The 20672-nt window shown below is 53.8% G+C and carries 12 protein-coding genes, 5 tRNA genes and 3 rRNA genes; 18 read left to right on the top strand and 2 right to left on the bottom strand.

Features of this window, described 5'->3' with window-relative positions; genetic code table 11:
* The first annotated feature begins 166 nt into the window (after nt 1-166).
* Entirely contained in the window at nt 167-1330 is a 1164-nt protein-coding gene (locus tag BQ5353_RS06115) for an iron-containing alcohol dehydrogenase (RefSeq protein WP_054331939.1), read from the top strand.
* 69 nt (nt 1331-1399) lie between these two features.
* Here the strand turns inward: BQ5353_RS06115 and BQ5353_RS06110 are convergent, their stop codons facing one another.
* Complete coding sequence (locus BQ5353_RS06110) at nt 1400-3556, bottom strand: Tex family protein (protein WP_071427489.1); 2157 nt, start codon at nt 3554-3556, stop codon at nt 1400-1402.
* Nucleotides 3557-3932: 376 nt separating this feature from the next.
* Between BQ5353_RS06110 and BQ5353_RS06105 the strand changes: the two genes are divergently transcribed.
* From BQ5353_RS06105 to BQ5353_RS06085, 5 genes are all read left to right on the top strand, one after another.
* The gene (locus tag BQ5353_RS06105) at nt 3933-4787 is read left to right on the top strand and encodes a Cof-type HAD-IIB family hydrolase (RefSeq protein WP_054331940.1); all 855 of its coding nucleotides are present in this window, start codon (nt 3933-3935) and stop codon (nt 4785-4787) included.
* A gap of 188 nt (nt 4788-4975) precedes the next feature.
* Nucleotides 4976-6163 (top strand): MFS transporter, encoded by a 1188-nt coding sequence (locus BQ5353_RS06100; RefSeq protein WP_162273114.1) that lies wholly within the window; start codon nt 4976-4978, stop codon nt 6161-6163.
* A 300-nt stretch (nt 6164-6463) separates the two neighbouring features.
* Nucleotides 6464-7711, top strand: a complete 1248-nt coding sequence (locus BQ5353_RS06095) for an MFS transporter (RefSeq protein ID WP_054331943.1) — start codon at nt 6464-6466, stop codon at nt 7709-7711.
* 163 nt (nt 7712-7874) lie between these two features.
* Entirely contained in the window at nt 7875-9119 is a 1245-nt protein-coding gene (locus BQ5353_RS06090; RefSeq protein WP_071427487.1) for an MFS transporter, read from the top strand.
* 148 nt (nt 9120-9267) lie between these two features.
* Nucleotides 9268-10527 carry an MFS transporter gene (locus BQ5353_RS06085; protein WP_054331946.1) on the top strand — a complete coding sequence of 420 codons (1260 nt, stop codon included), beginning with the start codon at nt 9268-9270 and terminating at the stop codon, nt 10525-10527.
* A 65-nt stretch (nt 10528-10592) separates the two neighbouring features.
* Here BQ5353_RS06085 and sleB read toward each other — a convergent pair whose 3' ends face one another.
* Entirely contained in the window at nt 10593-11291 is a 699-nt protein-coding gene (gene sleB / locus BQ5353_RS06080; protein WP_054331947.1) for a spore cortex-lytic enzyme, read from the bottom strand.
* A 284-nt stretch (nt 11292-11575) separates the two neighbouring features.
* On the opposite strand from sleB, the gene BQ5353_RS12715 reads away from it, so the two are divergent.
* From BQ5353_RS12715 to BQ5353_RS06025, 12 genes are all read left to right on the top strand, one after another.
* A complete protein-coding gene (locus tag BQ5353_RS12715; RefSeq protein WP_204211288.1) occupies nt 11576-11839 on the top strand; it encodes a hypothetical protein in 264 nt (87 codons plus the stop codon).
* Nucleotides 11840-11955: 116 nt separating this feature from the next.
* A 16S ribosomal RNA gene (locus tag BQ5353_RS06075) occupies nt 11956-13468 on the top strand.
* A gap of 135 nt (nt 13469-13603) precedes the next feature.
* Nucleotides 13604-13679: transfer RNA gene (locus BQ5353_RS06070), tRNA-Ala, on the top strand.
* Nucleotides 13680-13734: 55 nt separating this feature from the next.
* A tRNA-Ile gene (locus tag BQ5353_RS06065) sits at nt 13735-13811 on the top strand.
* A gap of 156 nt (nt 13812-13967) precedes the next feature.
* Nucleotides 13968-16802: ribosomal RNA gene (locus tag BQ5353_RS06060) — 23S ribosomal RNA — on the top strand.
* A 67-nt stretch (nt 16803-16869) separates the two neighbouring features.
* A tRNA-Lys gene (locus BQ5353_RS06055) sits at nt 16870-16945 on the top strand.
* A 3-nt stretch (nt 16946-16948) separates the two neighbouring features.
* Nucleotides 16949-17023, top strand: a tRNA-Glu gene (locus BQ5353_RS06050).
* 40 nt (nt 17024-17063) lie between these two features.
* A 5S ribosomal RNA gene (rrf, locus tag BQ5353_RS06045) occupies nt 17064-17180 on the top strand.
* Together the 16S, 23S and 5S rRNA genes with 5 tRNA genes alongside form the textbook arrangement of a ribosomal RNA operon.
* 123 nt (nt 17181-17303) lie before the next feature.
* A tRNA-Arg gene (locus tag BQ5353_RS06040) sits at nt 17304-17380 on the top strand.
* A gap of 287 nt (nt 17381-17667) precedes the next feature.
* Nucleotides 17668-18090: a GNAT family N-acetyltransferase gene (locus BQ5353_RS06035; RefSeq protein ID WP_054332572.1), complete on the top strand. Its 423-nt coding sequence runs from the start codon at nt 17668-17670 to the stop codon at nt 18088-18090.
* 26 nt (nt 18091-18116) lie between these two features.
* Nucleotides 18117-18692: a TetR-like C-terminal domain-containing protein gene (locus BQ5353_RS06030; RefSeq protein ID WP_071427486.1), complete on the top strand. Its 576-nt coding sequence runs from the start codon at nt 18117-18119 to the stop codon at nt 18690-18692.
* A 145-nt stretch (nt 18693-18837) separates the two neighbouring features.
* Nucleotides 18838-20607, top strand: a complete 1770-nt coding sequence (locus tag BQ5353_RS06025; RefSeq protein WP_071427485.1) for an oleate hydratase — start codon at nt 18838-18840, stop codon at nt 20605-20607.
* Nucleotides 20608-20672: the final 65 nt, after the last annotated feature.

Below are 20672 nucleotides of genomic sequence, written 5' to 3'. Positions count from 1 at the left end.
TGGCATCTTAAAAGAAAAGCCCCTCGCCGGGAAGGGTGGAGGGGCGGGGCCGCAGATAAGGATAAAGAGCCCACCTGCCGGGCGCTTTGGGCCTCCATCGCGGCGGAGATTGGATATGGACCAAGGGAAGGAATTCCCGCCCCAAGACGAAAGGAAGATGACAGATATGCAGAATTTCCTCTATGACATCGGCACGAAAATTTACTTTGGCGAAGGCCAGATCGTTCATCTGCCCGAGGCCATCAAACCCTATGCCAGCAAGGTGCTGCTGGTCTACGGCGGCGGGAGCATCAAAAAGAGCGGCCTTTATGACACCATCACCCAATTGTTCCGGGAAAATGGCATCGAGTGGAAGGAACTCTCCGGCGTGGAGCCCAACCCCCGGGTGTCTTCGGTTAACGCAGGGGCCAAGCTCTGCAAGGAGTTCGGTCTGGAAGCGGTAGTCGCTGTGGGCGGCGGCAGCACCATCGACTGCTCCAAGGTCATTGCGGAAGCCACCTTCTATGATGGGGATGCCTGGGACCTGGTTACCAAGAAGGCCCCCGTCACTAAAGTCCTGCCGGTGTTCTCGGTGCTGACCCTGTCGGCCACCGGCTCGGAGATGGACTGCGGCGCGGTCATCTCCAACCTGGATACTAACGACAAGATGAGTGTGGCCCATCCCGATGCCCGGCCCAAGGCCTCCATCCTGGATCCCACCTATACCTACACCGTCTCCCAGTACCAGACAGCAGCAGGCACGGCGGATATTATGTCCCACATCTTTGAAATTTATTTCAGCACCGTCAAAACCGCCGGCCTCCTGGACCGGATGGCCGAAGCTATGCTGAAAACCTGCATCCAGTATGGCCCCATCGCCTACAACGACCCCACCAACTATGAGGCCCGGGCCAACCTGATGTGGACCTCCAGCCTGGCCATCAACGGCCTGCTCTCCTACGGCAAAGGCACTCCCTGGAGCGTACACAGCATGGAGCACCAGCTCAGCGCCTTTTTCGACATTACCCACGGTGTGGGACTTGCCATCCTGACCCCCGCTTGGATGCGGTATGTGCTGGATGATTCCACTGTGGATAAATTCGCCGAGTACGCCTTCAATGTCTGGAACATCCCCATGAGCGAGGACAAATACGCCATGGCCAACGCGGCTATCGACAAGACCCAGGCCTTCTTCACCCAGGAACTCCACATCCCCGCCACCCTCCACGAGGTGGGCATCACCGAGGACAAGCTGGAAATCATGGCGGAGAAATCCGCTGTTACCTTGGGCAGCACTTATAAGCCTCTCACCAAAGAGGATGTTATGAACATCTACAGAGCCTGCTTTTAAGGCTATAGAATAAAACTCCGCCCACTCCCTATGGGGAGTGGGCGGAGTTTTATTTACTGGGAAAAGGTTTTACAGGCTACTGGGACTATCTACATCCCGCATGGTCAGGGAGATCCGCTTGCGGGCAAGGTCCACCTCCAAAACCTTGACTTTGACAATATCCCCGACCTTCACCACTTGGGAGGGGTGCTTGATAAACCGGTCGGTGATGCGGGAAATGTGGACTAAGCCGTCCTGGTGGACGCCGATATCCACAAAGGCGCCGAAGTCGATGACGTTGCGCACCGTCCCCTGCAGCACCATGCCGGGCTTTAGATCCTTGATGTCCAGAAGGTCGGAGCGCAGGAGGGGCGGGGGCAGGGTATCCCGGGGGTCCCGGCCGGGCTTCAGCAGCTCCTCTATAATATCCGAAAGGGTGGGCACGCCGATGCCCAGCTGCTGGGCCAAGGTCTCCAGCCCGATGGCGTTCACCCGCTGGCGCAGGCCGGAGAAATCCTCCTCCCCTTTTTGGTAGCCGCACTGGGCCAGCAGCTTTTGGGCGGCATCATAGCTCTCCGGGTGGACGGCGGTGCGGTCCAGAAGGTTGTCACTCTCCGGCACCCGCAGGAAGCCGGCGCACTGCTCATAGGCTTTTTTGCCCAGTTTGGGGACTTTGAGAAGCTCTTTGCGGGAGGTGAAGGCGCCGTTTTCTTCCCGATAGGCGACGATGTTTTTGGCCAAGGCCCCGCCGATCCCCGCCACATAGGATAGAAGGGAGTGGGAAGCGGTGTTGGCGTCCACCCCTACTGCGTTGACACAGTCCTCCACCACACCGGTGAGAGCGTTGTCCAGCTGCTTTTTGGGCATGTCGTGCTGGTACTGGCCCACCCCGATGGCCTTGGGGTCGATCTTGACCAGCTCGGCCAAGGGGTCTTGGAGCCGCCGGGCAATGGAGACGGCGCTGCGCAGAGAGACATCGTATTGGGGGAACTCTTCCGCGGCTAGCTGGCTGGCGGAGTAAACCGAGGCCCCGGCCTCACTGACCACCAGGTAGGATACAGGGAAAGGCAGCTCCTTGATCAGTTCGGCCACAAAGATCTCCGACTCCTTGGAGGCGGTGCCATTGCCGATGGCGATGACCGATACCCCATGGCGCTGGATCATCTGCTTCAGCTTTTGCTTGGCCTCCTCCTTTTTGTTTTGGGGCGGGGTGGGGTAGACCACAGCGGTCTCCAGCACCCGGCCGGTGGCATCCACCACTGCGATTTTGCAGCCGGTGCGGTAGGCGGGGTCCAGGCCCAAGGCAACCTTTCCCTTGACCGGCGGCTGCATCAGCAGGTGGCGCAGGTTGAGGGCAAAGACGTCGATGGCCTGGTTGGCGGCGGTCTCGGTCAGCTGGCTGCGGATCTCCCGCTCCAGGGAGGGGAGGATGAGCCGGGAGAGGGAGTCGGCTGCCGCGGCTTTCAATTCCTCCCCACAGGGGGAAGGCTGCCGTTTTAAGATATGGCGTAGGGTGAGGGCCAGCAGGTAATTTTCATCCGCTGAGAGGGTGACCTTGAGGAATTCTTCCCGCTCCCCCCGGTCCAGGGCCAAAACCTGGTAGCCGGCCAGCTTTTTCACCGGGGAGGTGAAGTCGTAGTATATGCTGTAGGTGGAGTCCTCCTCGGTTTTGCCCTTGGATTGTAGCAGGGCGTTTTTCCATAAGTACTCCCGCAGATCTGCCCGCACCGCCGCAGAGTCGGAGAGATCCTCTGCAACAATGTCCCGGGCGCCGGCCAAGGCATCCTCCGGGGTGGGAAGCTCTTTTTCCGGGTCGGCAAAGGGCGCCGCCAGGGCAAGGGGGTCATCCTGGGGGTTCTGGCGCAGCAGAAGCTGGGCCAGGGGCTCCAGTCCCCGTTCCCGGGCCATGGCCCCCCGGGTGCGCCGCTTGGGTTTGTAGGGGCGGTAAATGTCTTCCACCTGGGCTAAGGTGGAGGCGGTTTCCAGGGCTTTCTCCAGTTCTGGGGTCAGGGCCCCAGCCGTTTCGATGGCGGAACGGACTTCCTCCTTGCGTTTTTCCAGGGAGCGCAGGTAGGCAAGGCGATCGAACAGATCCCGCAGCTGGGTGTCGTCCAGGGAACCGGTAGCTTCCTTGCGGTAGCGGGCGATAAAAGGGATGGTGTTGCCCTCGTCGATCAATTTGACTGCGGCGGCAACTTGACTCTCCCGAAGGGAAAGCTCCTGGGCGAGTTGTTTGATCAAATCCATATAAAAACATCCTTTTTGGTGATATGACTCCTATTATACCATAGAGTCCGCACAAACGGTAAGAATTGCGGTGCGGCTGTTGCCGCAAAGGACCTCGCCCTGCAAGCAATTCTTCGAATGGCACAGGCTTTGCTTGTGGCTATTATAGCATAAAATTCCCGCAAACTGGAACCATTGTGTCGACAGGGATTCTCCCGCAGCTGCAGGATGTGGGTATGGAGACTGAGGACTGGGTAAAATTGGAGAATGCCGTTGCCACCGTGTGGCAGGAGGGCTCACAGCCCGACAGGGATTCTCCCGCAGCCACAGAATGTGGGTGTTGACAGCCCTGCTTCACAGCAGGCATAATAGAAGAACAACGAATTTGGAGGAAATTATGGAACGATTGTATATATCTGATCTAGATGGCACCCTTCTCACCCCAGAAAAAACCATCTCCCCCCGAACCCGGGAGGCGGTCAACCGGGCTATCGCGGCGGGGGAAGGGTTCTCGGTAGCCACTGCCCGTTCCGCATCTACGGTGGTGGAGATTTTGCAGGGGATTCAGCTGAACCTGCCGGTGGTTCTGATGAACGGGGTGTTTTTGTACGACATTGCGGCCGACCGCTACCTGGACGTGCAGACCATCCCGCTGGAGGCGGCCCAGCGGATGCTGGACAGCATCGAGGGGCGGGGGCAGAAGGCATTTGTCTACGGTTTTGATGGGAAGATGGTGGTGGTTCACCACAAGGGGATCGACCCAGGCGCCCAGGAAGTCTTTTTCCATGAGCGGGAGGACAAGCCCTTTAAGAGGTTTGTCTATACCGAAGATTTTGGTGCAGCGGTACATCAGTACCCGGTGGTCAGTTTTGTGATGATTGACAGCTACGGTCAACTGCAGCCAATTTATGAAGAAGTTGCAGCTATGCCAGAACTCCACGCCTCATTTTATGAGGACATCTATTGCCCAGGCGCCTATTATTTGGAGATCACCAGCAGTGGGGCCAGCAAAGCGGGTGGAGTGCGCCGGTTGATGGAGCTCACTGGGGCACGGCATATCACCGCCTTTGGGGACAACCTCAATGACCTTTCTATGCTGGCCCTAGCCGATGAGCCAGTGGCAGTGGCCAACGCAGCCCCTCAAGTCAAAGAGATGGCCAAGCGGATCATCGGCTCCAACCAAGAGGATGGGGTGGCCCAGTTCTTGGAGGAGCGGTGCGGATTGGAACTAGCCGCCGCGAAGGCCCAGTAGGGGGGAATTGCAAAAAGATTGTTTCTAAATGGTTTTTGTGGTAAAATACTTTTTGCATCATATGTATAAAAATTTACAAACAATTGCAACAAGAAAAGTCACAGTACAACAAGAAAGGTCGGATGGAAATGGATCGAGGAGCGGACGGAAAAGTTTTCTATGGTTGGTGGATTGTAGCTGCATGCTTTATGACTATGTTTTGCACCTTCGGCATTGTTTACAACTGCAACGGGATGTTTATCGTGCCGGTCACCGAGGACATGGGCTTTACCCGCCAGCAGATGGGAATGAACTCCACCATCATCTCTTCGATGATGATGATTGTCTCGCTGTTTGCCGGTAAAATTTTTAAACGCTTCAATGTAAAAATGGTTATGCGGGTGGGCGCGATCTGTTTGATTGCGGGATACGCCAGCTATTCATTGGCACAATCCCTCTACATGTTTTATGCCAGTTCTGTGCTGGTGGGCCTGGGTCTGGCTTGTACTTCCACACTGCCCATCTCCATCATCATCAACAGTTGGTTTAACCTGAAGCGGGGTACCGCCATGGGCATCGCTTCCACCGGCAGCGGTATTGGCGGCATGGTCCTCAACCAGGTGGCAGGCAAATTGATCCCCGCTGTGGGCTGGAGACAGTCCTATTTGATGTTGGCGGGGCTGATGTGCATTGTGATTCTGCCCTGTGTATTCTTCATCATTAAAAAAGACCCGGCGGAGATCGGCCTGGAACCCTTTGGCGGTGTTGGCCGGATTGTCACCAATGCCCAGGAGGACGGGCTCACCTTGTCGGAGGCCGCCAAGACCAAGAAGTTTTGGATTTTTATCGGGATTTTGGTTGTCAACGCCATTGCAACCGGTGGCGTTGTACAGAACCTCGTTCCTTATATCAGTGAGCTGGGGTACTCTTACAGCTTTGGCGCCATCATGGCATCGCTGAACATGGCTTCTCTGGCGGCGGGCAAGTTCCTGTTGGGCAACCTGTATGACCGCAAAGGGGCCCGTTTCAGCACCGTTTGTTCCTGTACCTGCTCGGCCCTCGCTATGGGTTCGATGATCCTTGCCAGCTTGTTTATGCCCTCTTTTGGCTTGATGCTTCTCTGTTCCGGCCTTGGATGTGCCTTTGGTTCTACGGGTATCCCCATCCTGGTGCGGATGGTCTTTGGCAACAAGGACTACAGCAGCATTTACGGTATCAGCAACTTTGCAAGCAACCTGGGCGGTGCCCTCAGCCCGCTGATCATCGGCCGATTGTTTGATGTCACAGGTACTTATAAAACAGGATTTTCGCTGTTCTGCGGGCTTTCGGTCTGCGCAGCCTGCGCTTTCTTCGCCCTTCTGAGCGAACGGAAATCCTCTAAAACCCAGGCGGCTTAAGGAACTTCTGGATTAACCGCAGCCCAGCCGGGCTCCCCGATATCGAGGGCCCGGCTGGGTTTTTGCCATCCTATGCGTAAAATTCACAAAAAAATGGGTGATAAATATACAAAATTCCCAAACTAGAGCAGAAGGAAAAATTCTTATCGCGCAGAAATGAAGAATCTGTAAAATCCATTTGTTAAAATTGTTGAAATATGCGGGGCAGTGTGGTAAACTTTGATGAGTGAGGCCAAGACAGTTCTGCCTTGACCATTGGCCAGAATGGCCTATTGTAAGGAAAGAAGGATGGCATAAAGTATGAGCAAAAACAACAGCGACAGCAAAATATTCTATGGCTGGTGGATTGTTGCAGCTGCCTTTGTGGTTATGGCGTTTGCCCATGGCATCGTCTTCAACTGCAACGGCCAGTTTATCAAGCCGGTTTGTGAAGACATGGGGTATTCCCGGCAACAGTTCTCGATCAACCAGACGATTTTATCCTGTGCCACGATGGTGATGGCTTTGATCTCCGGCAAAATCTACAACAAGTTCAATGTCCAGAAAACCATGTGCGTTTTCTCTATCGCGTTGGTGGCCGGGTACACCGGGTACTCCCTGTGCACCAGTCTGCCCATGTTCTATGTGCTCTCTGCCGTGGTTGGATTCAGTATCGGCGGCATGACCATGATCCCTCTATCGCTGATCGTCAGCAACTGGTTTCATGAGAAACGCGGCCTTGCCATCGGCATTGCCTTTATGGGCAGCGGCGTGGGCGGCATGGTGCTGCAGCCTATCACTGCCAGTATTGTGCAGGCCATGGGCTGGCGCACCGCTTATCAATGCCTGGGTGTGCTGATGTTCTGCACCATTGTTCCTTGCTCCTTCTTTGTGCTGAAGCGTTCCCCTGCCGATGTAGGCCTCAAACCCCTGGGCGACGGCGTGGAGATTAAAACAGGCGGCGTTGGGGAGGGCAAAATGCTCAGTGAGATCATTACCACCCCCCGGTTCTGGGTCTTTGCGATCTGCGCCATGGGTACTGCAATGGCTACTTCCGGCTTGATGCAGAATATCAACCCCCATCTGACCGACAGCGGGTATTCGGTGGCGGTAGCGGCAACCATTACCTCCTGCTGCATGGGCGCTTTGGCCGTGGGCAAAATGCTTCTGGGTCAGATCTTCGACAAAATGGGCACTCGGTCCGCTATTGTCATCGCCTGCGGCTGCATCATGTTGGGTCTCTTTGGGCTGGTGGCAGTTAAATTTGCCCCTGCAATCCTGCTGGTTGTTGTTGGTTCCGGTTTGGGCTGTGCCTTTGGCACCGTCGCATACCCCATCCTGACTACCAGCATGTTTGGAAGTAAGGACTACAGCAATATTTACGGCATTATTTCGGTGATGACCAGCCTAGGACAGGCAATCAGCCCCTTTATGGTGAATACAGTTTATGATATGAAGGGAAGTTATTCCCCTGCGTATATTATTTGCATTGCTATCGCCGCTGTTTCCTGTGTGGTGTTTCTATCGGTTACCCCAAAGCAGGAGAAAAACAGCAACGCTACTGCATAACGGCAGAAGGTATCAACAAAATTTGGCGCACACCGGGGTGTGCGCCTCTTTTGGCATCAAAGACTTCCTTCCAAGTGGGGACATTTTAGCCCGGCGCCGACGCAGGTGGCCTCCCAGAGAGACGGCACGGCTGAAAAAATAAAGAGAAATGAGGATTGGAACCATGTCTTCCAAATACCAGGGCAAGGTTTTTTACGGGTGGTGGATTGTCGCCGCGGGATTCCTGATCATGGGGGCGGCATACGGTATCGTGACCAACTGTGTGGGGCTGTTTGTCAAGCCGGTCACCGAGAACATGGGCTTTACCCGTCAGGCATTTTCGATGAATCAGACACTGGTCTCCTTCGCCATGATGGCGATTCCCCTGTTGTCCGGCAAAATTTTCGGCCGCTTTAACGTCAAGACGGTGATGCGCCTATGCACTGTGACGCTGGTGCTTGCCTATGGCGCTTATTCTCTGTGCACCAGCCTGCCCATGTTCTATGGGTGTTCAGTGGTGGTGGGCCTGTCCTTAGGCGGGGTGACATCGGTGCCCCTGTCCCTTTTGATCAGCAACTGGTTCCACGAGCGCCGGGGCCTTGCCATCGGCGTGGCGTTTATGGGCAGCGGGGTAGGTGGCATGGTATTTAATCCCATCGTCAGCAGCCTTTTGCAGAATATGGGTTGGCGGGTTACCTACCAGGTGATGGCGCTGGCTGTGGGGTTGCTGGTAGCGCCGATGACCTTCTTTGTGATCCGGCAGGACCCGGAGGAGATGGGCTTAACCCCCCTTGGCAACGGACGAGTCCTCTCCGAGGGGCCGGTGGGGGATGGCATGTTGTTCCGGGACGCCAAAAAGACGGCGCGGTTTTACCTGCTTTGCCTGTGCACAATGGTGGCGTCTATGGCCGGTTCAGTACTGATGCAGAACAACGCCCCCTATTTGACCGATATCGGCTATTCGCTGGCGGTGGCAGCTGCCTTTACCGCAGTGTGCCAGGGCTCCTTGGCAGCGGGGAAGATGCTGTTGGGACAGCTCTATGATAAGGTGGGAACCCGGCGGGCGACATTTATCTCCAACGGGGCCACCGTTCTTGGACTTTGCACCATGCTGATGGCCTCCTTCTCTCCGGCACTGCTGCCCATTGTGCTGTGCCAGGGTTTAGGCTGTGCCTTCGGCACGGTTGCACACCCCATTATCACCCAGGCGATTTTCGGACTCAAGGATTACAGCACGATCTATGGTATTATCTCCGCCATGGGAAGCCTGGGCGGGGCAATGGCTCCGGTATTTGCTGCTTCGGTCTATGACGCCACAGGAAGCTATAAGGGCGCCTTTTTGGCCATGGCAGTGGTGCTGGCGGCAATCAACGTGGTTTATGGGAGAATCTGCCCTAAGGAGAAAAAGGAGCCTCAGGAAATCCAGTAAGGCCATTGTATCCGCTGCTGGATTGATGTAAAATGAGAGAGCCAACCCCGGGGGAGGGGATCCCCCCAATATACAAAAAGGAATGAGAAGGGGAGACCCCGGAAGATGGTGTGGGGAAGCCCCTTGCCAAATCGGAGGAACAGAAAGAATGGATCAGGAAAACAGGCAGGGGCTGGATCAGCCCGGACTATTTTACGGATGGTTTATGGTGGCGGCCGGATTTTTCATCATGTGTTTTGCCATGGGGACCATCCTCAATTGCTACAGCCTTTTCGTCAAGCCAATCTGTGAGGATTTGGGATATGCCCGTCAACAGATTGCCCTCAATGCGTCGCTCCACTCCTGTGGCCAGATGACGGTGGCCCTCTTCTCCGGGAAAATTTTTAAGCGGTTCAAGCCCCGCACTGTCATGATCGCCAGTGCAGTGGTGATGACGGCGGCCACAGTTTCTTATTCGTTTGCCACCAACCTGCCCATGTTTTATCTCTCCGCCATCCTGGTGGGGCTTTCCATGGGCGGTATAACCACTGTCCCTTTGTCGCTGATCATCAGCAACTGGTTCCATCAGAAGCGGGGCACTGCCATCGGTATCTGCTTTACTGGCAGCGGTGTGGGCGGTATGATCTTCAGCCCCATTGTAGGCAAGGTCATTGTCCAGAGCGGATGGCGGGCGGCCTTCCTTGTGCTGGCCGGTGTCATGGCAGTGACACTCCTCCCCTTGGCTTTGTTTATTAAGAACAGCCCCAAGGACAAGGGCCTCCGCCCCTTAGGCGAGGGCCGGGAGATCACCAACATCCAGGAGATCGGCGACGGTGTCACCCTTTCCGAGGCCAAAGGCACTGCCAAGTTTTGGCTGATTCTGGGGGTCAGCGTTGTGATGAGCGCCAGCTCAGGCCCTCTGATGAACACCTTGTCCCCCTATCTTACCGACTTGGGGTATGATTATTCTTTTGCCGCCATGATGGCCTCCCTATCCATGGGCGCTTTGGCGGTTGGCAAAACCGCCCTCGGCCAAATTTACGACCGGGTGGGCAACCGCAAAGCCACTGCGCTTGCTGGCGTGGCTGCGGTTTTGGGCTTGGCGAGCATGGTCTTCGCCCAGAATAAAATAGCCTTGGCGCCCTATCTTGTGGGCACTGGCTTCGCTTGTGCCTTTGGTTCGGTGGCCTACCCCATCCTGACTCGCGCCCTCTTCGGGGAGAAGGATTACACCTCTATTTACGGGGTGGTATCCTTTGCCAACAGCTTGGGCGTGGCCATCAGTCCCATCATCGCCACTTGGTTCTACGACAACATGGGCAGCTACCGGTATGCTTACTATGTGATGATCGTCGCGGCGGTTGTCGCAACCACGATTTTTGTCCGCCTCCTCCCCAATGAAAAGAAAGCCCAAGAGGTTCAGGCATAATACCTATTATATATATAAGAAGGAAACCGCCCGGCAGCTGGTTGCCGGGCGGTTTTTGTGTGGAGTCAGCTGCAAAAGAGGTGGTTGCCGATGCGTTTGATCACAGGACGGGTGCGGATCCACTTATTGCTGGTCTTATCCGGGTTAAAATAGTAGATGGCGCCGCCGGAGGGGTCGGAGCCGTTGAGGGCTTCCTTGGCGGCTCGCTTGGAGGACTCGTAGACTTCCTCGTTGATCTGGCCATCGGTGATGGCGGTGAAGGCCCCGGGCTGGTAGACGACACCGGCGATGGTGTCGGGGAAGGAGGGATGCTCTACCCGGTTGAGCACTACGGCGCCCACTGCAACCTGGCCAATATAGGGCTCACCCCGGGCTTCCGCGGAGATGATGCGGGCCAGCAGCTGATAGTCGCTGTCTGAGACGTTGCCTCCGGCGGAGACGGTCTCAGAGATGCCCAAGGCTTTTAAGGTGGCAGGACCGGCTATGCCATCCACTGTCAGACCCTTCTGTTTCTGGAAAGCGCGTACCGCTTTCTCGGTGCCGGAGCCATAGATCCCGTCTACGGAGCCGTTGTAAAGGCCCAGTTCGGAGAGACGCTGCTGGATCTTGCGGACCTCCTCCCCTCGGGAGCCATTGCGGGAGAGAGTGGGAAGTGTGGAAACAGCGCGGTCCACCTGGATGGTGTACCCCACCAGCCCGATCATGGAAAGGCACAGAGTGAGAAGCACCAATGTGCGAACTAAAACAAGTTTCTTTGAATTCATATGAAAAACCTCCATAACCTTGTTTACCACCAGTTTTTCCGAATTGCGCTAGATTATGCCAACCTGTCCGGTATTTTCTTACGGGACAATGGAACGGGTGAGTGGATACAATAGGAATAAGGAGGTTTAATCGCACAATGGATGAAGACTTTATCTGGATGATTTTCTGTTTAGTCACCGCTTTTGTAGTCAGCGGTTATCTACAGCGCCGGTTTGATGTGCGCAGGCAAAAGAAAGAGGGCCGATAATTGGTAGATGCCATTTCACAGGAACACTATATATAGGTGGGAAAAAAGAAATGCAAAAAAAAGCGAAAAAAGTTGAAAAAAGAGTTGACAGAGGGAAAAGGGTGTGGTATTATAACTAAGCTGTCTCGTGAGGGCAGCACTGAAAAAGCAAAACAGGGATTTGGGCCTGGCGGCCTGAAAAAAGTTTTGAAAAAAGTGTTGACAAGAGCGAAGCAGTGTGATATAATAAAGACCTGCTGTGGGAACAGCAAACGGACCTTGAAAATTGAACAACATTTAGCTTACAAGATAAGCCCTTGAAATGAATTTGAAGTTTCGAAAGAAACTTTGCGAAGCGAAGAAATTCGCTAGCGTGATAATTGAGCTAACAAAGCTTGGTTAAATGATTATAAGCCCGGAAGGGTTTTTAATACCATTTATCTAAGAGTTTGATCCTGGCTCAGGACGAACGCTGGCGGCGCGCCTAACACATGCAAGTCGAACGAGCCGAGGGGAGCTTGCTCCCCAGAGCTAGTGGCGGACGGGTGAGTAACACGTGAGCAACCTGCCTTTCAGAGGGGGATAACGTTTGGAAACGAACGCTAATACCGCATAACATACCGGGACCGCATGATTCTGGTATCAAAGGAGCAATCCGCTGAAAGATGGGCTCGCGTCCGATTAGCTAGTTGGCGGGGTAACGGCCCACCAAGGCGACGATCGGTAGCCGGACTGAGAGGTTGATCGGCCACATTGGGACTGAGACACGGCCCAGACTCCTACGGGAGGCAGCAGTGGGGGATATTGCACAATGGAGGAAACTCTGATGCAGCGACGCCGCGTGAGGGAAGACGGTCTTCGGATTGTAAACCTCTGTCTTTGGGGACGATAATGACGGTACCCAAGGAGGAAGCTCCGGCTAACTACGTGCCAGCAGCCGCGGTAATACGTAGGGAGCGAGCGTTGTCCGGAATTACTGGGTGTAAAGGGAGCGTAGGCGGGGTCTCAAGTCGAATGTTAAATCTACCGGCTCAACTGGTAGCTGCGTTCGAAACTGGGGCTCTTGAGTGAAGTAGAGGCAGGCGGAATTCCTAGTGTAGCGGTGAAATGCGTAGATATTAGGAGGAACACCAGTGGCGAAGGCGGCCTGCTGGGCTTTTACTGACGCTGAGGCTCGAAAGCGTGGGGAGCAAACAGGATTAGATACCCTGGTAGTCCACGCCGTAAACGATGATTACTAGGTGTGGGGGGACTGACCCCTTCCGTGCCGGAGTTAACACAATAAGTAATCCACCTGGGGAGTACGACCGCAAGGTTGAAACTCAAAGGAATTGACGGGGGCCCGCACAAGCAGTGGATTATGTGGTTTAATTCGAAGCAACGCGAAGAACCTTACCAGGTCTTGACATCGAGTGACGGCTCTAGAGATAGAGCTTTCCTTCGGGACACAAAGACAGGTGGTGCATGGTTGTCGTCAGCTCGTGTCGTGAGATGTTGGGTTAAGTCCCGCAACGAGCGCAACCCTTATTATTAGTTGCTACATTCAGTTGAGCACTCTAATGAGACTGCCGTTGACAAAACGGAGGAAGGTGGGGATGACGTCAAATCATCATGCCCCTTATGACCTGGGCTACACACGTAATACAATGGCGATCAACAGAGGGAAGCAAGACCGCGAGGTGGAGCAAACCCCTAAAAGTCGTCTCAGTTCGGATTGCAGGCTGCAACTCGCCTGCATGAAGTCGGAATTGCTAGTAATCGCGGATCAGCATGCCGCGGTGAATACGTTCCCGGGCCTTGTACACACCGCCCGTCACACCATGGGAGTCGGTAACACCCGAAGTCAGTAGCCTAACCGCAAAGAGGGCGCTGCCGAAGGTGGGATTGATGACTGGGGTGAAGTCGTAACAAGGTAGCCGTATCGGAAGGTGCGGCTGGATCACCTCCTTTCTAAGGAGTTTAGATTCGGTTGAATCTACTCTGGTCAGCAAGGATTATCAAAGTTAAATGTTGTTCGATTTTGAGGGCTCGTTTTGAGTTCTCAAAGGGTGAGAAGCGGAAGATTTCCGAGGCTCCTGCCAATATGGGGGTGTAGCTCAGCTGGGAGAGCACCTGCCTTGCACGCAGGGGGTCAGGAGTTCGATCCTCCTCATCTCCACCAAAGCCTTGAAAAAAGGCTGCGGGAGACGAGGGAATAACCGAGTCTGACCAAACATGGGCTAATAGCTCAGCTGGTTAGAGCACACGACTGATAATCGTGAGGTCGGTGGTTCGAGTCCACTTTAGCCCACCAGCTTTTCCTTGAGAAAAGCAATCTGTACATTGAAAATTGAACAATGAAACATCTGTAAATCAGGTAAAAGTGAAGTATTCAAATATTTTTCTTATTTGGGTAACAAAACTACAATTGCCAGAGGAAACAACAGAACCAAAAGATTCGAAGCATAAAGGTCAAGCTAATAAGGGCGCAGGGCGAATGCCTTGGCACTGAGAGCCGATGAAAGACGTGACAAGCTGCGATAAGCTGCGGGGAGCTGCAAGTAAGCTTTGATCCGCAGATCTCTGAATGGAGCAATCCACATGGGGTAATTCCCATGTATCATACACTGAATCCATAGGTGTATGAGGGGAACCGCCTGAACTGAAACATCTAAGTAGGGCGAGGAAAAGACATCAACCGAGATTCCGCTAGTAGTGGCGAGCGAACGCGGAAGAGGCCAAACCAAGGGTAGAAATACCCTTGGGGTTACGGACTGCAATATGTATGGCAAATCTTAACAGAAGTGCATGGGACGGCACACCGAAGAGCGTGAAAGTCGCGTATGTGAAAAGAAGAGCCAGCAAGCAGGATCCAGAGTACCGCGGGACACGTGAAACCCCGTGGGAAGTCGGGGGGACCACCCTCCAAGCCTAAATACTCCTCAGTGACCGATAGCGTATAGTACTGTGAAGGAAAGGTGAAAAGCACCCCGGGAGGGGAGTGAAAAAGAACCTGAAACCCTGTGCCTACAAGCACTTAGAGCACGTCAATGTGTGATAAGGTACTTTTTGTAGAACGGTCCGGCGAGCGAATGTATGTAGCAAGGTTAAGGACTTCAGGTCCGGAGCCGAAGGGAAACCAAGTCTGAATAGGGCGTAGAGTTTCATGCATTGGGCCCGAAACCGGGTGACCTATCCATGTCCAGGTTGAAGTGGAAGTAAAATTCCATGGAGGACCGAACCGACCTCCGTTGAAAAGGCGGCGGATGAGGTGTGGATAGCGGAGAAATTCCAATCGAACTCGGATATAGCTGGTTCTCCCCGAAATAGCTTTAGGGCTAGCGTTGCAGATCATTACTGGAGGTAAAGCACTGAATGGGCTAGGGGCCGAGAGGTTACTGAACCCTATCAAACTCTGAATGCCAGATAATGCCGACTGCAGCAGTCAGACTGCGTGAGATAAGTTTCGCAGTCAAAAGGGAAAAAGCCCAGACCCACAGCTAAGGTCCCCAAGATGGTTTAAGTGGAGAAGGATGTAGGATTGTGAAAACAACCAGGATGTTGGCTTAGAAGCAGCCACACATTTAAAGAGTGCGTAATAGCTCACTGGTCGAATGATCCTGCGCCGAAAATGTAACGGGGCTAAAATCATCACCGAAGCTTGGGATGCATCGCAAGATGCGTGGTAGGGGAGCGTTGTATGAGGGGTGAAGCGTTAGCGGAAGCGGGCGTGGACTTCATACAAGTGAGAATGCCGGAATGAGTAGCGAGAATTATGTGAGAATCATAATGGCCGAATGCCTAAGGTTTTTGGAGGAAGGTTCGTCCGCTCCAAGTTAGCCGGGAGCTAAGGTGAGGCCGAAAGGCGTAGCCGATGCACATACGGTAGAAATTCCGTAGCCGCCAAAAGATTTAAGCAAAGGGACACATTGAAAGGGCATGACCCGGGCGTTGGTAGCCCCGGGCGTAAGGGACCGAAATTTAGTAGGGAAGCATGCTTGGACGGTGGCGAGAAAAGCTTTGTGTATATCTTAGGCGCCCGTACCGCAAACCGACACAGGTAGGTAGGAAGAGAATTCTAAGGCCAACGGGAGAAGGGTTGTTAAGGAACTCGGCAAGTTGACCCCGTAACTTCGGAATAAGGGGTGCTCACGAGAGTGAGCCGCAGAGAATAGGTCCAGGCGACTGTTTAGCAAAAACACAGGTCTATGCTAAATCGAAAGATGACGTATATGGGCTGACGCCTGCCCGGTGCTGGAAGGTTAAGAGGAGATGTGAGAGCATTGAATCGAAGCCCCAGTAAACGGCGGCCGTAACTATAACGGTCCTAAGGTAGCGAAATTCCTTGTCAGGTAAGTTCTGACCCGCACGAATGGCGTAACGATCTGGACACTGTCTCAACAGCCCTCCCGGCGAAATTGTAGTACCGGTGAAGATGCCGGTTACCCGCGGCTAGACGGAAAGACCCCATGGAGCTTTACTGTAGCCTAATATTGGATTTCGGTATTTCATGTACAGCATAGGTGGGAGGCTTGGAAGCCAGGACGCCAGTTCTGGTGGAGCCACCGTTGGGATACCACTCTTGAAGTACTGAAATTCTAACCTGCAGCCATGAATCTGGCTGGGGGACATTGTTAGGTGGGCAGTTTGACTGGGGCGGTCGCCTCCAAAAAGGTAACGGAGGCGCTCAAAGGTTGGCTCAGCATGGACGGAAACCATGCCCTAGAGTGTAAACGCATAAGCCAGCCTAACTGCGAGAGCGACGGTTCGAGCAGTAACGAAAGTTGGAGTTAGTGATCCGGTGGTATGTGAGTGGAAATGCCATCGCTCAACGGATAAAAGCTACCCTGGGGATAACAGGCTGATCTCCCCCAAGAGTCCACATCGTCGGGGAGGTTTGGCACCTCGATGTCGGCTCATCGCATCCTGGGGCTGTATTCGGTCCCAAGGGTTTGGCTGTTCGCCAATTAAAGCGGTACGCGAGCTGGGTTCAGAACGTCGTGAGACAGTTCGGTCCCTATCTGCCGTGGGCGCAGGATATTTGAATGGAGCTGTCCCTAGTACGAGAGGACCGGGATGGACGCACCTCTGGTGCACCAGTTGTCACGCCAGTGGCACAGCTGGGCAGCTATGTGCGGACCGGATAAACGCTGAAAGCATCTAAGCGTGAAGCCGACCATAAGATAAGATATCCCACTGTTTTAACAGGTAAGACCCCTTGAAGACTACAAGGTTGATAGGCTGGATGTGTAAGCGCAGCGATGCGTTTAGCTAGCCAGTACTAATCGGTCGAGGGCTTGACCAAAATCTTTTGGATTCTTAGTTTCATTGTTCAATTTTGAGTGTGCAGAGTATTGTGCTCACCCAACCCTGCACCATTAGCTCAGTTGGTAGAGCAGCTGACTCTTAATCAGCGGGTCCCGGGTTCGAGTCCCTGATGGTGCACCATGCGGCCCGTTGGTCAAGCGGTTAAGACTCTGGCCTCTCACGCCAGCAACGCGGGTTCGAGTCCCGCACGGGTCACCAAAAAGAATGATTGCTTCCTAGCGGAGTTTTCAGATATATAGTCGGTGTCTATGACGATGAGGTCCCACCTGTTCCCATTCCGAACACAGAAGTTAAGCTCATCCGTGTCGAAAGTACTTGGCGGGAGACTGCCCGGGAGGATAGATCGACGCCGGCATCCTTTACAACAGACCTCTATATTGAGGTCTGTTGTTCTTTATCTCAAACAGAAAAAATATGTTTTTCTTAGAAATAACATTGACAAACTCTTTTTTCTGTGATATTATATTTAAGCTGACATGCGCCAATAGCTCAGCTGGATAGAGTGACTGGCTACGAACCAGTAGGTCGGGGGTTCGAGTCCCTCTTGGCGCACCACGTCGGAGCAAGGTTTACTTTGCTCCGACGTTTTTTATATCTGTGACAGAAATGATGCGGTCTGCCCTTCTCCCGTAAGCCGCCGCAGGCAGATTGTGCATTCACTTTTGTGGGGGCGCTTTGCTTTGGAGGATGAAACCGGATTTAAAAACGGGCTTTGTTTTACAGGTAACCCTATCCGATTGACAGTTTTTTGCTGGTTGGATATAATAAAAGCAGGAAGCATGCGAATGGCCCAATGCCGTTCGCTTTTGTTGTATATAGGGAATAGGAGGAAATAGAAATCAATGACCACCTATACATTCTACGACCATATCCCTGCGCAGGCCAAATACATCCGGGAGGAGGTCTTTGTCAAGGAACAAGGCTTCCACAACGAGTTTGATGAAATCGACAGCCGGGCCATCCACCTGGTGATCTTTGTGGAAGGCCAAGCCGCCGGAACTGCCCGGATGTTTTTGGAACAGGAAGGGGACACCGCTTTTACAGTGGGCCGGGTAGCAGTGTTGCCCCAGTACCGGGGCCTTCACCTGGGAAACCAGATGTTGGCCCTTCTGGAGGAAAAAGCCCGGGAGCTGGGCATACAGCGGATCGCTCTTTCGGCCCAATGCCGTGTCCAACCCTTTTATGAGAAGAACGGCTACATTGCCATGGGGGAGGTCTATCTGGACGAATATTGCCCCCACATCCATATGGAAAAGGAGCTGTAACCGCCCCGGGGTAAAGGAGTGATGATATGGCACAGACAACCAAGCGGGCCTTGGCCGCTTCACTGAAAAAATTGCTGGCCCAAAAGCCGCTGGATAAAATCACAATCGTAGACATTGTCACCGATTGTGAAGTCAACCGCCAAACCTTTTACTACCACTTTCAGGACATATATGATTTGATGGACTGGATCTTTGTCAGCGAGGCCACACAGGTCATCCAAGGAAAAAAGACCTATAACACCTGGCAGCAAGGGTTTTTGCAGATTTTTGAGTACGTACTCGCCAACAAGGCGCTGATCACCAACGCTTATCACTCCCTGAGCCGGGAGCAGATGGAACGGTATCTTTATGACGTGACCTACCACCTACTCATCGACGTGGTGGAGGAGCAGGCAGCGGGCATCCCCGTGCGGCAGGAGGACAAGGCTTTCATCGCCGACTTTTATAAGTACGCCTTTGTAGGCCTCCTGCTGGATTGGATCCGCCAGGGGATGAAAGAGGATCCCAAAAGAATCGTGAACCGGCTGAGCATCCTCATCCATGGGGATATCGGCCGGGCGCTGGAAAAATACCGTACTGACCGGGCCTATCCCGACAGATGATCCCAGTTGTCAAAACTTTATACAATTTGCGGGAGGTGTTTGATTTTTCGACACCTCCCGGTTTTTGTGTATGGCGCCTCCAAGAAAAAGGGAGTATCTTAAAACCAACGAAACAAAACCACCTGATGGATTTGGAGGCAACGATATGTATTATTCCAATGGAAACTATGAAGCTTTTGCACGCCCGGAAAAGCCGGCCAATGTGGATCAAAAAAGCGCCTATCTGGTGGGCAGCGGGCTCGCCTCCTTGGCGGCGGCCTGCTTCCTGGTGCGGGATGGCCAGATGAAGGGGGAGCACATCCATATCCTGGAGGAGTTGAAGATCCCCGGCGGCGCCTGCGATGGCATCAACGATCCCCAGAAGGGGTTTGTCATCCGGGGCGGCCGGGAAATGGAAAACCACTTTGAATGCCTGTGGGACCTGTTCCGCTCTATCCCCTCCATTGAAACCGAAGGGGTCTCGGTATTGGATGAATATTACTGGCTCAACAAACACGACCCCAACTACTCGCTGATGCGGGCCACCGTCAACCGGGGGGAAGACGCCCACACCGACGGCAAATTCACCCTGTCGGAGAAGGCGTCCCTACAGATCATCAAGCTGTTTCTGACCAAGGACGAAGACCTCTATGACAAAACCTTGGACGATGTATTCGATGAGGAATTCTACTCCTCCAACTTTTGGCTCTACTGGCAGACCATGTTTGCCTTTGAGAAGTGGCACAGCGCCCTGGAGATGAAGCTGTATATCCAACGGTTTATCCACCACATCGGCGGCCTGCCCGACTTCTCCGCCCTCAAATTCACCAAATACAACCAGTACGAATCCCTCATCCTCCCCATGGTCCGCTATCTGGAGGCCCACAACGTCCAGTTTCAGTATGATACCCGGGTCACCAATGTGGTGTTTGACATCCAAGGGGAGAAAAAAGTGGCCAAACAGATCCGCTGCATCCACGGGGGCCGGGAAGAGGCTATCGATCTAATTGAGGACGATTTAGTTTTTGTCACCAACGGCAGCTGCACCGAGAATTCTGCACTGGGGGACGACGACCATGCCCCGGCCTTCCACACCGAAAACGCCGGCTGTTGGGATTTGTGGCGAAACATCGCCCAGCAGCACCCCTCCTTCGGACGGCCGGATAAATTCTGCACCAAAACCAACGAAACCAACTGGGAAAGCGCCACCATCACCACTCTGGATGAAAAAATCCCGCCTTACATTGAAAAAATCTGCAAGAGGGATCCCTTCTCCGGCAAGGTGGTCACCGGAGGCATCGTCACCGTCAAGGATTCTTCCTGGCTGATGAGCTACACCCTCAACCGCCAGCCCCATTTCAAAGAGCAGCCAAAAGGGCAGCTAGTGGTCTGGGTGTATGGCCTGTATACCGATATGCCCGGAGACTTTATCAAAAAGCCTATGCGGGAGTGTACCGGCAATGAGATCACCCAGGAGTGGCTCTACCACATGGGCGTACCGGTGGAGGAGATCCCCCGCCTAGCCCGGGAATCCGCCCACTGTGTCCCCTGTATGATGCCCTACATCACCGCTTTCTTCATGCCGCGGACAGCGGGCGACCGGCCCAAGGTGGTTCCGGAGGGCTGTGTCAACTTCGCCTTCATCGGCCAGTTTGCCGACACTGTGCGGGATACGGTGTTCACCACCGAATATTCGGTGCGCACTGCCATGGAGGCAGTATACACATTGTTAAATATAGATCGTGGAGTACCTGAAGTATTTAATTCCTGCTATGATATCCGGGTATTGCTGGATTCCACCTCCAAAATGATGGACGGCAGGAAGGTCACCGACCTCAAACTCCCCTTTGCCCTTAGCATAGTGGGCAAAAGGGTCCTCAAAAAGGCCCACGGCACCATTGTGGAGGAATTGCTTCAACGCTACCATTTGATTTAACAGATCGCCGTCCCCCTCAAAATTTCTATATAAGGAAGCGCCGGGCCCCATATGGGGCCCGGCGC

This window comes from Merdimmobilis hominis, assembly GCF_900104615.1.
Lineage (GTDB): Bacteria > Bacillota > Clostridia > Oscillospirales > Ruminococcaceae > Merdimmobilis > Merdimmobilis hominis.
The sequence above is the reverse complement of the archived record's forward strand: the minus strand, read 5'-3'. Positions and strand labels throughout refer to the sequence as shown.

Bases quoted from the DNA above. Each gene is read 5' to 3' on its own strand.
- BQ5353_RS06115 (WP_054331939.1), top strand. From the start codon at position 167: ATGCAGAATTTCCTCTATGACATCGGCACGAAAATTTACTTTGGCGAA.
- BQ5353_RS06110 (WP_071427489.1), bottom strand. From the start codon at position 3,556: ATGGATTTGATCAAACAACTCGCCCAGGAGCTTTCCCTTCGGGAGAGT.
- BQ5353_RS06105 (WP_054331940.1), top strand. From the start codon at position 3,933: ATGGAACGATTGTATATATCTGATCTAGATGGCACCCTTCTCACCCCA.
- BQ5353_RS06100 (WP_162273114.1), top strand. From the start codon at position 4,976: ATGACTATGTTTTGCACCTTCGGCATTGTTTACAACTGCAACGGGATG.
- BQ5353_RS06095 (WP_054331943.1), top strand. From the start codon at position 6,464: ATGAGCAAAAACAACAGCGACAGCAAAATATTCTATGGCTGGTGGATT.
- BQ5353_RS06090 (WP_071427487.1), top strand. From the start codon at position 7,875: ATGTCTTCCAAATACCAGGGCAAGGTTTTTTACGGGTGGTGGATTGTC.
- BQ5353_RS06085 (WP_054331946.1), top strand. From the start codon at position 9,268: ATGGATCAGGAAAACAGGCAGGGGCTGGATCAGCCCGGACTATTTTAC.
- sleB (WP_054331947.1), bottom strand. From the start codon at position 11,291: ATGAATTCAAAGAAACTTGTTTTAGTTCGCACATTGGTGCTTCTCACT.
- BQ5353_RS06035 (WP_054332572.1), top strand. From the start codon at position 17,668: ATGACCACCTATACATTCTACGACCATATCCCTGCGCAGGCCAAATAC.
- BQ5353_RS06030 (WP_071427486.1), top strand. From the start codon at position 18,117: ATGGCACAGACAACCAAGCGGGCCTTGGCCGCTTCACTGAAAAAATTG.
- BQ5353_RS06025 (WP_071427485.1), top strand. From the start codon at position 18,838: ATGTATTATTCCAATGGAAACTATGAAGCTTTTGCACGCCCGGAAAAG.